The 14,124-nt window shown below is 67.8% G+C and carries 14 protein-coding genes and 1 pseudogene; 6 read left to right on the top strand and 9 right to left on the bottom strand.

The annotated features are described in order from the left end of the window. The first annotated feature begins 139 nt into the window (after positions 1 to 139). Together XcuCFBP2542_RS06905 and XcuCFBP2542_RS06900 are read left to right on the top strand one after the other, a co-directional pair. Entirely contained in the window at positions 140 to 700 is a 561-nt protein-coding gene (locus XcuCFBP2542_RS06905) for a DUF1415 domain-containing protein (protein WP_104602863.1), read from the top strand. Between the two features lie 172 nt (positions 701 to 872). After that, entirely contained in the window at positions 873 to 1,679 is an 807-nt protein-coding gene (locus XcuCFBP2542_RS06900; RefSeq protein ID WP_104602862.1) for an SDR family oxidoreductase, read from the top strand. Positions 1,680 to 1,864: 185 nt separating this feature from the next. On the opposite strand, the gene XcuCFBP2542_RS06895 is transcribed toward XcuCFBP2542_RS06900, so the two are convergent. Further along, on the bottom strand, positions 1,865 to 2,578 hold the full coding sequence (locus XcuCFBP2542_RS06895; protein WP_104602861.1) for a pseudouridine synthase: 714 nt from the start codon (positions 2,576 to 2,578) through the stop codon (positions 1,865 to 1,867). Beyond that, entirely contained in the window at positions 2,575 to 3,642 is a 1,068-nt protein-coding gene (locus XcuCFBP2542_RS06890; RefSeq protein WP_104602860.1) for a class I SAM-dependent methyltransferase, read from the bottom strand. Before XcuCFBP2542_RS06890 ends, XcuCFBP2542_RS06895 begins: the two co-directional genes overlap by 4 nt. A 145-nt stretch (positions 3,643 to 3,787) precedes the next feature. Here XcuCFBP2542_RS06890 and XcuCFBP2542_RS06885 point away from each other — a divergent pair, with 145 nt between their 5' ends. Beyond that, positions 3,788 to 4,048 carry a hypothetical protein gene (locus tag XcuCFBP2542_RS06885; protein ID WP_104602859.1) on the top strand — a complete coding sequence of 87 codons (261 nt, stop codon included), beginning with the start codon at positions 3,788 to 3,790 and terminating at the stop codon, positions 4,046 to 4,048. 72 nt (positions 4,049 to 4,120) lie between these two features. On the opposite strand, the gene XcuCFBP2542_RS06880 is transcribed toward XcuCFBP2542_RS06885, so the two are convergent. The 4 genes from XcuCFBP2542_RS06880 to XcuCFBP2542_RS06865 form a co-directional block, all read right to left on the bottom strand. Beyond that, the gene (locus tag XcuCFBP2542_RS06880) at positions 4,121 to 5,458 is read right to left on the bottom strand and encodes a PQQ-dependent sugar dehydrogenase (RefSeq protein ID WP_104602858.1); all 1,338 of its coding nucleotides are present in this window, start codon (positions 5,456 to 5,458) and stop codon (positions 4,121 to 4,123) included. 206 nt (positions 5,459 to 5,664) lie between these two features. Beyond that, a complete protein-coding gene (locus XcuCFBP2542_RS06875) occupies positions 5,665 to 7,698 on the bottom strand; it encodes a PAS domain-containing hybrid sensor histidine kinase/response regulator (protein ID WP_104602857.1) in 2,034 nt (677 codons plus the stop codon). A 146-nt stretch (positions 7,699 to 7,844) separates the two neighbouring features. Further along, the gene (locus XcuCFBP2542_RS06870) at positions 7,845 to 8,135 is read right to left on the bottom strand and encodes a hypothetical protein (RefSeq protein ID WP_104602856.1); all 291 of its coding nucleotides are present in this window, start codon (positions 8,133 to 8,135) and stop codon (positions 7,845 to 7,847) included. Next, positions 8,122 to 8,568, bottom strand: coding sequence for a hypothetical protein (locus XcuCFBP2542_RS06865; RefSeq protein WP_167526960.1), 447 nt, complete (start codon positions 8,566 to 8,568; stop codon positions 8,122 to 8,124). The genes XcuCFBP2542_RS06870 and XcuCFBP2542_RS06865 overlap by 14 nt, the downstream gene beginning before the upstream one ends. Positions 8,569 to 8,827: 259 nt before the next feature. Between XcuCFBP2542_RS06865 and XcuCFBP2542_RS06860 the strand changes: the two genes are divergently transcribed. Further along, a complete protein-coding gene (locus XcuCFBP2542_RS06860) occupies positions 8,828 to 9,409 on the top strand; it encodes a DUF3016 domain-containing protein (RefSeq protein WP_104602854.1) in 582 nt (193 codons plus the stop codon). A 148-nt stretch (positions 9,410 to 9,557) separates the two neighbouring features. Here XcuCFBP2542_RS06860 and alr read toward each other — a convergent pair whose 3' ends face one another. Together alr and XcuCFBP2542_RS06850 are read right to left on the bottom strand one after the other, a co-directional pair. Beyond that, entirely contained in the window at positions 9,558 to 10,658 is a 1,101-nt protein-coding gene (gene alr / locus XcuCFBP2542_RS06855) for an alanine racemase (protein WP_104602853.1), read from the bottom strand. Continuing rightward, positions 10,658 to 11,947 (bottom strand): D-amino acid dehydrogenase, encoded by a 1,290-nt coding sequence (locus XcuCFBP2542_RS06850; protein ID WP_104602852.1) that lies wholly within the window; start codon positions 11,945 to 11,947, stop codon positions 10,658 to 10,660. Before XcuCFBP2542_RS06850 ends, alr begins: the two co-directional genes overlap by 1 nt. Before the next feature lie 147 nt (positions 11,948 to 12,094). Between XcuCFBP2542_RS06850 and XcuCFBP2542_RS06845 the strand changes: the two genes are divergently transcribed. After that, positions 12,095 to 12,574 carry an Lrp/AsnC ligand binding domain-containing protein gene (locus tag XcuCFBP2542_RS06845; RefSeq protein WP_104602851.1) on the top strand — a complete coding sequence of 160 codons (480 nt, stop codon included), beginning with the start codon at positions 12,095 to 12,097 and terminating at the stop codon, positions 12,572 to 12,574. Positions 12,575 to 12,808: 234 nt separating this feature from the next. Here the strand turns inward: XcuCFBP2542_RS06845 and XcuCFBP2542_RS06840 are convergent. Next, positions 12,809 to 13,219: pseudogene (locus tag XcuCFBP2542_RS06840) on the bottom strand (hypothetical protein). A 389-nt stretch (positions 13,220 to 13,608) separates the two neighbouring features. Here XcuCFBP2542_RS06840 and msrB point away from each other — a divergent pair. Next, on the top strand, positions 13,609 to 14,073 hold the full coding sequence (gene msrB / locus XcuCFBP2542_RS06835) for a peptide-methionine (R)-S-oxide reductase MsrB (RefSeq protein WP_104602850.1): 465 nt from the start codon (positions 13,609 to 13,611) through the stop codon (positions 14,071 to 14,073). Positions 14,074 to 14,124 lie beyond the last annotated feature (51 nt).

Below are 14,124 nucleotides of genomic sequence, written 5' to 3'. Positions count from 1 at the left end.
AACTGACCGTGCGCCCTGCAGCGGCGCTGCCGCGCAGCCGACGCCCTGCGTTGCGTCACCGACAACACCGCAACAGTGGCATCGGCGGCCCTGCCGGCAGCGATCGCATACACTGGCGCGCCATCACGCCGCCGCCACGATGACCACCACGCCCGCCCTGCCCGACCCCCTGGCCGCCACCCGCAGCTGGATCGAGCGCGCGGTGATCGGGCTCAACCTGTGCCCGTTCGCCAAGGCGGTCTACGTCAAGGAACAGGTGCGCCTGGTGCTCAGCGATGCCAGCACGCCCGAAGCGCTGCTGGAGCAACTGGTCGAAGAACTGGTGCTGCTGCGCGACACCCCGGCCGAGCGGATCGACACCACGCTGATCGTGCATCCGGACGTACTGACCGACTTCCTGGACTACAACGACTTCCTCGACAACGCCGATGCCGCAGTGGGCGCGCTGGATCTGCAAGGCGTGCTGCAGGTGGCCAGCTTCCACCCCGATTACCAGTTCGCCGGCGCTGCGCCGGGGGATGTGGCCAACTTCACCAACCGCTCGCCCTTCCCCACCCTGCACCTGCTGCGCGAAGACAGCGTGGAGCGTGCAGTGGCCGCGTTCCCGGACCCGGACGTCATTGTCGAACGCAATATCCAGACGCTGGAACGCCTGGGCCACAGTGGCTGGGAACGCGTCCTGAACGGTGCCGAGCACTGAGCGTTCGACGCGCTGGCGTGCCGCAGCGATCGACCACGCGCATGAGTGTTCGGCGACAGTTGCAGCGCAGGCCGAGCGCAGGCAACACCTGCGTGCACACGTACGCAATGTTGCTGCGACGCTGACAGCCTGGGCGCTACAGTGCCGCATCCCCTAGAAACCTGCGCGTGCCATGGCCCTGACTCCCGGCGTTTCCGCATGGAACCCCTCCCCCTTGCAGGACCGCGTGATCGTCGTCACCGGTGGTGCGCAAGGCATCGGGCGCGGCATTGCGCAGGCCGTCCTGGGTGCGGGCGGCACCGTGGTGATCGGCGATCTCGAAAGCGATGCCGGCAACGCCTGTCTGCAGGACTGGGCACTGCCGCGACGCAGTGCCTTCGTGCGGTGCGATGCCGCGCGCCAGGCGCAGGCTGCGCGCTTGATCGCCACCACGCTCAAGCGCTTCGGCAGACTCGATGGCCTGGTCAATAACGCCGGTGTAGCCGACCCGCACATCGCGCCCTTGCCGCAGCTGGAATGGGACCAGTGGAATGCCCGCCTCTCCAGCCTGCACGCGGCATTTCTGTGCAGCAAACAGGCCTTGCCTGCGTTGACCCAGGCCGATGGTGGCGGCGCGATCGTCAACATCGCCTCCACCCGCGCCTGGCAGTCGGAGCCGCATAGCGAAGCCTATGCGGCCGCGAAAGGCGGGCTGGTGGCCTTTACCCATGCGCTGGCGCTGAGCGAAGGCCCGCAGGTACGCGTCAACAGCATCAGCCCGGGATGGATCAGTACCGATGCCTGGCGTGCACCGCAGCGCCGGCGCGCACCCAAGCTATCGCGACGCGACCATGCGCAGCATCCGGTCGGGCGTGTGGGGACACCGGAAGATATCGCGCAGCTGGCGGTGTATCTGCTGTCGCCGCGGCTGTCCGGGTTTGTCACCGGGCAGGATTTCGTCGTCGACGGCGGCATGTCGCGCAAGATGCAGTACGTGTGAGGACATGCGCTCGCGTGCGGATGCCTTCGCGCGCGTTCGGAACCGATATGGGTGCGGTTGGCCAGGCAATCCTTCGATGTGCGCCGGGTGTTGTTCATGCGAAGAGTGATGGGTGTCGGTTGCGTCGTACCCTCACCCCAACCCCTCTCCCGCCGGGAGAGGGGCTTTGTTGGTCGCGTGCTCGGTCATGCGGTGGCTTCGCGGCCGAACAGCACCTGCAGGTCGGCCGCCTGCAGCGCGCGCCATTGCCCGGACGGCAGCGTCTCCAGCGACAAGCCGCCGATGCGGCTGCGATGCAACGTCACCACATGGTTGCCGACGGCCGCAAACATGCGCCGCACCTGGTGGTAGCGGCCTTCGTGCAGGGTCAGGCTCGCCTGGCGTGGTCCAAGCACCTCCAGTTCGGCTGGCAGCAACGGCTTGGTCTCGCCTTCGAGCAGCAACGTGCCACTGGAAAACAGCGCCGCTTCGTCGCCACGCAGGTCCTCGGCCAGGGTGATTTCGTACACCTTGTCGAGTGCGGATCTGGGCGAAATGATCCGGTGCAGCAGCGCGCCGTCGTCGGTCATCAGCAGCATGCCGCTGGTCTCGCGGTCCAGCCGGCCAACCGGCGCCAGCACCGGTGCGCGCAGGCGGAAGCGCGGCGGCAACAGCTCATAGATCAGCCGGCCGGTGTCCTTGGTCGAACAGGTGTAGCCGCCGGGCTTGTGCAACAGCAGACTGAAACCCGGCGGCGGATCCAGCGGTTCGCCATCGATGCGGATGGCGTCATGCTCCACCTGATCGTCGGCATACAGCACCTCGCCCTGCGCGTCGGTGATGGCGCCCTGGCGGAACAGCTGGGTAACCTGCTTGCGGCTGCCATAGCCCAGGTTGGCGATGTGCTTGACCAGCTTCATGCGCGCGCTCCACGGCCGCAGGTGGCGGCGATCAGCTTGAAGCCGTCGCGCTCGGCGGCCACGCGCACCTGGCCGAAGCTCTCGTTGAGGATCTGTTCGTAGGGCAGATGCCGGTTGGCCACCAGCAACAACTGCCCTCCCGGACGCAGCGCCTGCGCGGCCACGGCGATGAAGCGCTGCCCGATGTCGGGGCGATCGGCGCGCGACGGTGTGTGGAACGGCGGGTTGCTGACGATGAAATCGTACTGGGCCGCCAGCCCGGCAGTGACGTCGCGCCAGTGATAGTGCCGCTGCGCCGAGTGCGGGCTGTCCTGCAGGTTGCGCCGTGCCAGATCCAGCGCGCGCGCCTCCGCTTCGTACAGGTCCAATGCGGTGACCTTGGGGCAACGCGCCAGCACTTCGGCCGACAGGTAACCGAAGCCCGCTCCCAGGTCGGCGCCATGCCCGGCCAGCGTGGGCGGCAGATGCTCGACCAGCAGCGCCGATGCCGGATCGATGCGATCCCAGGCGAACACGCCCGGGCGGCTGATGAAACGCCCGTCGACGATCTTGCGCGGAGCATCCAGCGCGGCCCAGCGCGCCTGCAACGCGACATCGGTGGCGGCCGGCAGCGGTGCGGTCCAGTAGCTGCGGCAGTGATACTTGGTCAGGCTGCCGGCCAGGCCGCAGAGCTGGCGCAGATCGGCCTCGCCGGAGCGCGCGCCCTCGTTGTTGGACTGGCAGGCCACCATGCGTCCGCCGGGTGCGGTCAACGCCACCGCCCGCGCGAACAGCGCGCGCGCTTCGTCGCGCTGACGCGGCGGCAATACCAGCACCAGCGCATAGCGGGTGCTGTCGGCCTCGATCTGGCGCTCTTCACGCACCTGCCAGCCGCTGTGCTCCAGCGCCTGCGCGAACGGGCGAAAACTCTGTTCGCAGATCAGCGTGTCGGCGGTGGCATGCTCGCGCAGCACCACGCCATCGCGGGCACGCAGGAACAGCACCGGACCTTGCGGCCATGGCAGCGCGCCCTGGGCGAACGGCAGGAACAGGGCTTGAAGCGGAGCATCGTGCGGGCCAGCCATTGGATCATCGGGTCGGGAACAGGCCGCCATTGTAAGGGACCGGCGCCGTCGGCCCAGTTGCCCTTCCAATGTGTATACGGACTATTGATGCCCACGCAACATCTGCCCACCTAGGCTGCAGGCACGCCCACAGTGGAGAGACACGATGCGTGCATTGTTCGTAGGTGGAGTTGTCGATAACAGCGAAATGGACCTGGACGACGCTCCGCCGCCGATGCATTACCCCGAAAACACCGGCGCCGGCCGGCCTCGCTACCGCCTGCACCAGGTGGGCGAGCGTGCCGATGGCAGCCTGGCCTACGCGGTATACGGCGCCCCGGAAATGGCCGATGACGACATCGTGCGTATCACCGAGGAACGTGGCTACGCGCGGCGTTTCAGTGCGTCACCGGAGTTGCCGCGCTGAGCGCATGTGCCAACGAACTGGCGCCCATGCACCGCGCGCATGGCATGCGTTCTGCCAGCGCGCGCGGCATGCTCAACGCGGCTTGGGCGTCGCCCGCCAGATCACATTGCCAACATCGTCGGCCACCAGTAGCGCACCGGCATTGTCGAGTGCTACGCCCACCGGACGCCCTTGCGCATTGCCTTCGGCATCCAGGAAACCATCCAGCACGGTGATCGGTGTCCCGCTGGGCTTGCCGTCGATGAAGGGGACGAACAGCACCTTGTAGCCACTCGGCGGGTCGCGGTTCCACGAACCATGCTGGCCGATGAAGGCGCCCTGGCGAAAGCGCTCCGGCAGCAGCGTACCGGCAGCGAAGACCAGGCCCAGTGAGGCGGTGTGCGGACCCAGCGCGTAGTCCGGTTTGATCGCCCTGGCCACCAGTTCGGCATTCTGCGGCTCCACTCGCTCGTCCACATGCTGCCCGTAATAACTGTACGGCCAGCCATAGAAGCCGCCATCGCGCACCGAGGTCAGGTAGTCGGGTACCAGATCGCTGCCGATCTCGTCGCGCTCGTTGACCACGGTCCACAGCGTCTTGCGCTGCGGCTCCCAGGCGGTACCAACCGGATTGCGCAAGCCGCTGGCAAATACGCGACTGCTGCCGGTAGCCGGGTCGATCTCCAGGATGGCGGCGCGATTGAGTTCGGCCTCCATGCCGTGTTCGGCCACGTTGCTGTTGGATCCCACGCCCACGTACAGCTTGCTGCCATCGGGACTGGCCAGCAACGACTTGGTCCAATGGTGGTTCAGCCCGCCGGGCAGGTTGGCTACGAAGGTCGGCTTGGCGGTGATATGCGTGTCGCCGGGCTTGTAGGGGAAGCTCACCAGCGCATCGGCGTTGGCCACGTAGAAGCGGTCGCCGACCAGCGCCATGCCGAACGGCGAATACAGGCCGCTGATGAACTGGGTCCGCACTTCGGCCACGCCATCGCCATCGGCATCGCGCAGCAAGGTGATGCGGTTGGCACTGGGCACCACCGCGCCGGCCTTCTTCATCACCACGCCCTGCACCTTCTTGCGCAGTCCACCGCCCTCGTCGGCATTCTCGGGCTTGGGTGGCCCGGCGGTTTCGGCCACCAGCACATCGCCATTGGGCAGCACATACAGCCAGCGCGGGTGGTCCAGGTCGCGCGCGAAGGCATTGACCTGCAGATCGGCAGCCGCCGTCGGCTTGGCATCGGCGGCCCAGCGCTTGACCGGCGCAATCTTGACCGTGGGAATCAGCCGCTTTACCGGCTCGGGCAATTGCGGGTTTGGGCCGGTGCCCTGTTCGATGGCCAAGGTGGCGGTATCGCCGCAACCGGCAAGGACGGCCACAGCCAGCAGCGGCAACGGCCAACGGACGAACGAGCACAGTGATGCAGTCATTGCGGCGGATCCTGAACAGTTGCGGCAGCGGACCATCATGCCGACAACCGCGCGCAGAGAAGTAAACGCCTCGTCAATACCGGCCCGGCTCGCTTTGACGTATCGGGCGCTCCCCGCCAGACCAGTGACCGTGAACGGGGCGGCAACCACCCGCGATCCGTGCGCCCGTCGCCATCAGTCCACGCGGTGCCCAAGCCGTGCCGGCATCACTCCAGCCGTTCGCGCGCCGCGCGCACCGCGGTCACCAGCTGCGCCACGCTATACGGCTTGGCCAGATGTTCCTGGAATCCCGATTCCAGCGCGCGCTTGCGGTCGTCATCGCGCGCCAGCGCGGTCACCGCCACCGCCGGCAGCGCATGCGCATCCAGCCCCAGGTTGTCGCGCACGGTACGGATCAACCCGTAACCATCCATGCCCGGCATGCCGATGTCGGTGAGCATCGCATCGAAGCGCGCGTGGCCGTGATGATCGATCAACGCCAGCGCATCGGTGGCGCTGCCGGCAGTGACCACCTCGGCACCCTGCTCTTCGAGCAGGCGGCGCAGGTAATCGAGCATGTCCGGCTGATCCTCCACCGCCAGCAGGCGCAGGCCGTTGAGCGCGCGCGCTTCGACGATCTGCTCGGACATCAGGCGACGACGCAGCTCGCGTCGCGGGCGTTTGCCCTGGTCGGGCGCATGTTCGGGCAGGCGCACGGTGAAGATGGCGCCCTTGCCGCGGCCGCCGCTGCTGGCACTGACCTGGCCGCCATGCATTTCCACCAGCTGTTGCACGATTGCCAGCCCCAGGCCCAGGCCGCCGTGCTGGCGCGTGGTGGTGCCATCGGCCTGCCGGAAGCGGCCGAACAGATGCGGCAGGAATTCGGCAGCGATGCCGTCGCCGGAATCGCGCACCGCCACCCGCAGATGGCCGTCGTCGCGCTCGATGCTGACATCGATACGGCCATGCGCCGGGGTGAACTTGATCGCATTGGAGAGCAGGTTCCACAGCACCTGCTGCAGCCGCGTGGCATCGCCCAGCACCAGGCACGGTGTGGACGGCGCATGCAGTTGCAGCACCTGGTCTTTGCCCTGGACAGCCAGTTCCTGGGTCGTGAGCGCTTCGCGCACCTGCTCCACCAGATCCAGCGACTCGACTTCCAGTTGCACCTTGCCCAGCAACATGCTGCTGAGATCGAGCATGTCCGAGATCAGCCGCTTCTGCGCGCGTGCGCTGCTGGCGATCACCGACAAACCCTTGTAGTTGGGATGCCCTTCCTCGACCCGCTGCAGCAGCAACTCGCTCCAGCCCAGGATGGTGGTCAGCGGGGTGCGCAACTCGTGCGACAGGGTCGCCAGGAATTCGTCCTTCAGCCGGGCCATGCTCTCGGCTTCGTTGCGTGCGCTGCGCTCGGATTCAAGCAATTGCTCGCGGGCCAGTTCGATCTCGCGCTGCTCGGTCACGTCCGGGCTGCTGCCGGCCAGGCCGATGAAGCGCCCATCGGCCGAATAGCGCGGCGTGGCGGTCATCTCGATCCAGCGCCACTGGCCATCGTGGCGGCGCGCGCGCACCAGAGCGCGCAGGCCGCGTTGTTCTTCCAGCGCGGCCGACAATTCGAACTGGAAGATCGGCAGGTCGTCCGGATGCAACAGGTCGCTCCACGCCGACACCGTGCCGCTGGAAATGTCCAGGCCGAAGAATTCGCCATAGGCGCTGTTGACGAAGCGCACCACGCCCTGCGCATCCAGCACCCAGACCGGCATCGGCAGGCCATCGGCCAACGCGCTGAAGCGTGCCTCGCTTTCGGCTAGCTCGCGCTCCACGCGCTTACGCTCGGTGATGTCCATGAACAACACCGCCACCCGTGCCTGCTCCGTGCGGCCCACCCGGAATGCATCCACCGAATACCAACGTCGCAGCGCCTTGGCCTGCATCTCGAAATGAATGCGGTTGCCGGTACGGGCGACCTGCCCGTACCTGTCGAACCATTCCTGCTCATGGTCGGGGAGCAGGTTCCGAATGGAGACGTCGACCGCGTTCTCCAGCCCGGTGTAGCGCTCGAACGCCGCGTTGGTGGTGCGGATCAGGTAGTCAACCGCGCGATCGCCTTCGAACACCAGGTCGATGACGCAAAAGCCGGCATCGATATTGTGGAAGATCTCGTGATACACCCCCGGGTCGAGGCAGGATTGACCACTGGCGGCCGGCAACGCGACGGCCAGCTCGGGGCTAAGGCTAGGGGTGCTCAAGTCGGGGACCACGGGTGCTGCCGGAGCGGATGACGGAAAGATCAAACCACGGCCGATGTCGTCAGCGGGTGCACACGCTGGCGGCCGAGGTCACACATGCGCCCTGACCGGCCGCAGGCATTCCCGGACCAGCACCAACGCTGCAAGCCTGCGCGGTTTCACCACAACGTTGCCGCCGCCAGCGCGATGCAGGCTGCCAGCAGCACGATGCCGCCCACCACGCCGCGAAATACCCACTCACCCTCGCGGCGCAGCTGTTCGTCCATCCAGCGCTGGGCTTCCTCGCGCCAGGCGGTGGATCGCGCGTAGTCGGCATCCAGCAGCAGCACCCGTACCCGGCTCAGACCCAGCTCGGCGCATTCGCTGCGACAGCGCTGGCTGAATGCGTCGTCGGGCGGGGTCACCTGCGCGCCCAACGGCAGGTCCAATTCCAGTTCATGCCTGGACATAGCGCGGTCGCTCCTGATCAAGCTCATTTTCCAGCGCCATTCGCGCCAGTTGGGTGTAGTTGGCACGCGGCCCTTGGCCGCGCCCGGTCAGCATGCCCTGGTAATCCAGGCCCTGCCAGACCCGCCCGGTCCACTCCACGCAATCTTCGGCAATCACCAGCATCAACGAATAGCGGTAGTCCACCCCGGTCGCGCTGGAATACGCATAGACCGGCGGAAACTGCACTGCGACATCGACCTGACGGCCGAGTGCCGCCAGGTGGTCGCGCAGCGCGGTGCGCGCGTCCGCGTCGGGAGCCAGTTGCAGTGGCCGGGTGGCCAGGTCCAGATCCACCTCACTCTGCAAGGCGACAAAGGCCGCCGCGCCGGTGACCGGGTTGTGCCCGTGCTGTTTTGCCCAATCGATGAACTGTAGACGGACATCTGCCGGCATGTGGCCAGGCGGCGAGCCGACGGATTTTGTGCGGTGGGGGTGGGTGTCCATGTTGGCGATCTTCCTGGCCTGACCGTGAAGCGCGAGCGCAGGCGCGGTGAACTCGCCGTCACGGGTGTGAACGCTCGCGCACGGCGCCGGCCATTAACCGCACGGCAACGCCGCGCCGGCCGGAACCACGCCACGCGTTGCGAGCAACGCATTGCATCCCCACACTGCAATCGTCACGGTACGCGGTGTACCAGCTTGGAGGCCTTGCATGAAAACGTCCCATGTCGCCGCCCATGTCCTGTTGCTGGTTGGTCTACTCGCCGCCGCAGGTGCCGGCGCGCAGACCGGCGCCCGCTCCGTCACCGACCCGCAGGCGCCGCGCGCATTGAGCAGCGACGGCCGGGTGGACGTGCGCTGGGCAGACCCTGCCCAATTCTCCGAGATGCGCTTCAGCGGCAACCGCTGGGAAGCGCAACGCGGTGACTGGGTGACGCAGCTGGCAACACATTTCCGGCGAAGTGCCGCACGCCGGCTGCCGGCGGGCCAGCACCTGAGCGTGACCATCACCGATATCCGCCGTGCGGGCCAGTACGAGCCCTGGCACGGCCCACGCATGCAGGACGTGCGCGTGGTCAGGGAAATTTATCCGCCACGCCTGAGCTTCCACTACACCTTGACCGATGCCAATGGACGGGTGATCGACCAGGGCGAACGCAAGCTGGTGGACGCCGCCTTCCTGATGAGTGGCCCGCGCCTGACCGACAGCGATCCGCTGCGGTTCGAGAAGGCGATGATCGACGACTGGGTGCGCAAGCAGTTTCGCGGGGATCGCAGGACTGCCGGGTTGTGAGCTGCCGCGTAAAGCCCCTCTTCCCTCGGGGCGGGAGCGCACAGCGTGCGCGCCACAGACGCGTGTGCCCTGGAGCGCCTGCGCCGCAGGCGCGGGCCGAGGTGTGGAGCGAGGGTTGGGGTGAGGGTACGGGACAAGAGCGATACACCTACCGCGCTGCAACCTCGCCCGACGCCGCTTCGCCCACATACACCCTCGGCACCCGCTTCAGACCACACAGCAGCTGATATGCGCTGACATTGCAGTGCGCCGCCAACGCGCCGGGCCGTGGTGCATCGCCCCACAGCTGCACCGGCGTGCCGATATCCGCCTGCGGATGGTCGGTCAGATCCACCGTGAGCATGTCCATGGAAACCCGCCCGATCAGCGGGCAGACCTGGCCGTCCACCAGCACCGGGGTGCCATTGGGCGCGAACTGCGGGTAACCGTCGGCATAGCCCATCGCCACCACGCCCACGCGGGTGGGCCGCTGCGCCACGAAGCGGGCGCCGTAGCCCACCGGTTCGCCGGCCGGCAGCTCGCGCACCGAGATGATCCGCGAGCGCAACGTCATCACCGGGCGCAGTTGCACGGTATTTTCGGTGTCGTGCGGAAATGGATTGGCGCCGTACAGCATCAGGCCCGGGCGCGACCAGTCGTTGCGCAACGCCGGCCAGCCGAGCAGGCCGGGCGAATTGCGAATGCTGGTTTCCGCACGCATGCCGCCAGCGGTGAGCGCGAAGGCCACCGCCTGTTCGTCGGTGCGGCTGCACTCCAGTTCGTCGGCGCGCGCCAGGTGGGTCATCAACACCACCGAGGCGATCTGCGGCAGCCCGCGCAAACGCAGCCAGGCGGCGCGGAAATCCTCCGGCGACAGGCCAAGCCGGTGCATGCCGCTGTCCAGCTTCAACCAGATGCGCAGCGGCCGCGGGCTCTGGAACCCGGCCAGCGCGCGCACCTGCTGCGAGGTGGACACCACCGTCCACAGGTCGTGCTCGGCGATCAGGCGCAGCTCGTCCTGTTCGAAAAAGCCTTCCAGCAGCAGGATCGGCGCACGGATGCCGGCCTGGCGCAGTTCCAGCGCTTCTTCGATGCAGGCCACCGCAAAGCCGTCGGCTTCCGGCTCCAGTGCCTGCGCGCAGCGCACCGCACCGTGCCCGTAGGCATCGGCCTTCACCACCGCCAGCGCCTTGCTGCCGCCCAGTTGCTTGGCCAGCCGATAGTTGTGACGCAACGCGTCCAGGTCGATCAACGCTTGCGCAGGACGCACTACGCGGCCTCCCGCTGCGGGCGCGCAGTGCGCGGCGACAGGTAGCGGAACACGTCCAGCCCTTCGGTATCGATCTCGTGCGTACGGCCCTGCATCAGATCGGCCAGGTAGCGCCCGGAGCCGCAGGCCATGGTCCAGCCCAGCGTGCCGTGGCCGGTGTTGAGGAACAGGTTGGCGAACGGGGTGGCGCCCACCACCGGGGTGCCGTCCGGCGTGGCCGGGCGCAGGCCGGTCCAGAACTCGGCCTGGGCCAGATCACCGCCGCCGGGATACAGGTCGTTGACCACCATTTCCAGCGTGGCGCGGCGACGCGGATTCAGCGACAGGTCGAAGCCGGCCACCTCGGCCATGCCGCCGACGCGGATGCGGTCGTCGAAGCGGGTCAGCGCGATCTTGTAGCTTTCGTCCAGCACCGTGGAGGTCGGCGCGCGCTGCGCATCGCGGATCGGAATCGTCAGCGAGTACCCCTTCAGCGGATACACCGGCAAGTGCAGGCCCAGCGACAACAGCATGTCGGCCGAATAGCTGCCCAGCGCCAGCACGTAGCGGTCGGCGGTCTCGCTGCGGCCATCGATCTGCACGCCGGTGATCTCGCCGCCAGCGTGCTGCAGCCGCTCGATCTGCTGCCCGTAACGGAACTGCACCCCGGCCTGCGCGGCCAGTTCGGCCAGGCGCTGGGTGAACAGCCGGCAGTCGCCGGTCTGGTCTTCGGGCAGGCGCAGGGCACCGGCCATCTGCGCACCGCCGCCGGCCAGGCCGGGTTCGTACTGGGCGATCTGCGCCGGGCCCAGCAGTTCGTACGGCACGCCGTACTGGGCCAATATCTCGATGTCCTGCGCGGCGGCGTCCAGCTGCTGCTGGGTGCGGAACAGCTGGGTGGTGCCGAGCTGGCGGCCTTCGAATTGGATGCCGGTGTCGGCACGCAAGGCATTGAGGCAGTCGCGGCTGTAGTCGGACATGCGCACCATGCGCGCCTTGTTCACCGCATAACGCTCGGCGGTGCAGTTGCGCAGCATCTGGCTCAGCCACGCCAGCTGGCGCAGGTCGCGGGTGGGGCGGATCGACAGCGGCGCGTGCTGTTCGAATAGCCACTTCACTGCCTTGCCGGGCACGCCGGGGGCGGCCCACGGCGAGGTGTAGCCGAACGACAGCTGGCCGGCATTGGCGTAGCTGGTCTCCAGCGCCGCCGCCGGTTGGCGGTCGATGACGGTGACCTCGCAGCCGGCCTGGGCCAGATACCACGCGCTGGTGGTGCCGATGACGCCGCTACCGAGAATGAGCACCCGCATGTCGCTCTCCTGAAAGGGTATTCCCCCACAACCAGGCGCTGCGGGAGACAGTTAGACGCAGTATATTGCGATCCAGGCAGTGCGATTACTGGAATCGACTCGCCATTGCAGTGAAACTTCCTGCCAAACCTTGTGGAGACAAAGCCCATGGCCACCCGCACGCGCGAGCTGGACAAGATCGACCGCAAGATCCTGCGCATCCTGCAGCAGGAGGGGCGGATTTCGTTCACCGAACTCGGCGAGCGGGTGGGGCTGTCGACCACCCCCTGCACCGAGCGCGTGCGCCGGCTGGAGCGCGACAGCGCCATCACCGGCTACTACGCACGGCTGGACCCGCACTACCTCAAGGCCAGCCTGCTGGTGTTCGTGGAGATCAGCCTGGCCTACAAATCCGGCGACATCTTCGAGGAATTCCGCCGCGCGGCCCTAAAGCTGCCCAACGTGCTGGAATGCCATCTGGTCTCCGGCGATTTCGACTACCTGCTCAAGGCGCGCATCAGCGAGATGGCCTCCTACCGCAAGCTGCTCGGCAGCACCTTGCTGACCTTGCCGCATGTGCGCGAATCCAAGAGCTACATCGTGATGGAAGAGGTCAAGGAGACCCTGACGTTGCCCATCGCCGATTGAGCGGCCGTCCGGCCGGCCAGGGCAGGCCCGGAAACGGCGGCCAGGCGACGCGCCAGACCGGCTGCGCCTGGGCATTGCCTCATCCGGCAACCGGCACGCGATGGCCGGGCAGGCCGGCCTGGCGCCGAGCGGAGCGCCCACACGGGCCTGTGCTGCTGCCGGTAGCCACCGCCAGGACGGCCACCTGCGGCGCCCTGCCCACCTGCCGCGGCCGGCGACGCGGGGCGCCCGCCGTCAACGCACGATCCGCAGCCCGTCGCCGGCAGGCACTGCGTCGTAATACCGCCCGGTCCGGGTGTCCAGCACCCGGTTGGGACCGGCCGGTTGCATGCCGGGCAACAGGCGGCCAGTGCGGTCGTAGACCATCGGCGCCATGGCCGGCATCCCCTGGGTGGTGGCAGGCGAGGCCGCCCCCCGGGTCGGAAGGGTCGGCGTGGTCGGGCGTTGCCCCAGTTGCGTCGGAATGGTCGGTGCGGCCGGGCGTTGCCCCAGTTACGATGGCACCTGCACAGGCTGCGTCGGCGCGGTGACCGGTTGCAGGGGATTGGACGCGCGCGTGGTGGTGGCCGATTGCGCCTGCGCCGCCCCGGCGGCGGCCAGCAGCAGGCAGAACGCATTCGTGCGCATCGAAGACTGGATGGCCATGTCGGCCCCCGGGTGTGTGGGTCGTCCGTATGCAATGGGGGTGGCCGGCCGGCGCCGCAATGCACCGGCCCGGCCGGCGGATGAACGCGTTGGGTAGCACGCGCCGCTGGGTGGATCCTCGCCCACGTCTGCGCGCCCGGGATGAAACATGCCCGCCTGCGCCTTCGCACCGTTCGCGCCTGCCAAAGCGACGGGCGTTTTCGTTGCCGGAGAAGCCCATCCGCAGCACCCGGCAAACGTGCTGGCGCGGCCGCGTCCGCATGCTCGCCGGCGATGCTGGACCAGGGCTGCGACGCCTTGGCGGCGACGGGCGGTTGAACCCTTCCACCAACGCCCACATCACGGGACACAGGCGCCGGCCGTCCGCCGGCCGTAGATGCGAGAGCCTCATGAGCCAGTTCGACCTCACCCCGCCGTCCCCCGCCCAGCGCCAGACCCTGGTTGCCGGACTCAGCGCAGAGGAACGCCGTGTCTTGCTGCAGCACGGCACCGAGGCGCCGTTCTGCGGGGTGTTCCTGGACAACAAGCTCGATGGGGTCTACACCTGCCGCCTGTGCGGGTTGCCGCTGTTCCGCTCCAGCGCCAAGTTCGACTCCGGCACCGGCTGGCCCAGCTTCTTCGCCCCCTACGACAGCGCCCATGTGCGCCAGATCCGCGATACCAGCCACGGCATGATCCGCACCGAAATCGTGTGCGCGCGCTGCGACAGCCATCTGGGCCATGTCTTTCCGGACGGCCCGCCGCCGACCGGCGAGCGCCACTGCCTCAACTCGGTGTCGCTGGGCTTCACCGAGAACGGCCAGCCACTTCCCAATCGGTTGCAGCGCAGCGGCGTCGAGGCCCAGCCAGCCTGACGCCAGGCGCCGCCGTGCACGACAGCGCGGTGGCTGCAATGCCCCGGATCG

Source organism: Xanthomonas cucurbitae (assembly GCF_002939885.1).
Lineage (GTDB): Bacteria > Pseudomonadota > Gammaproteobacteria > Xanthomonadales > Xanthomonadaceae > Xanthomonas > Xanthomonas cucurbitae.
This window is presented reverse-complemented; position numbering and strand designations above follow the sequence as displayed.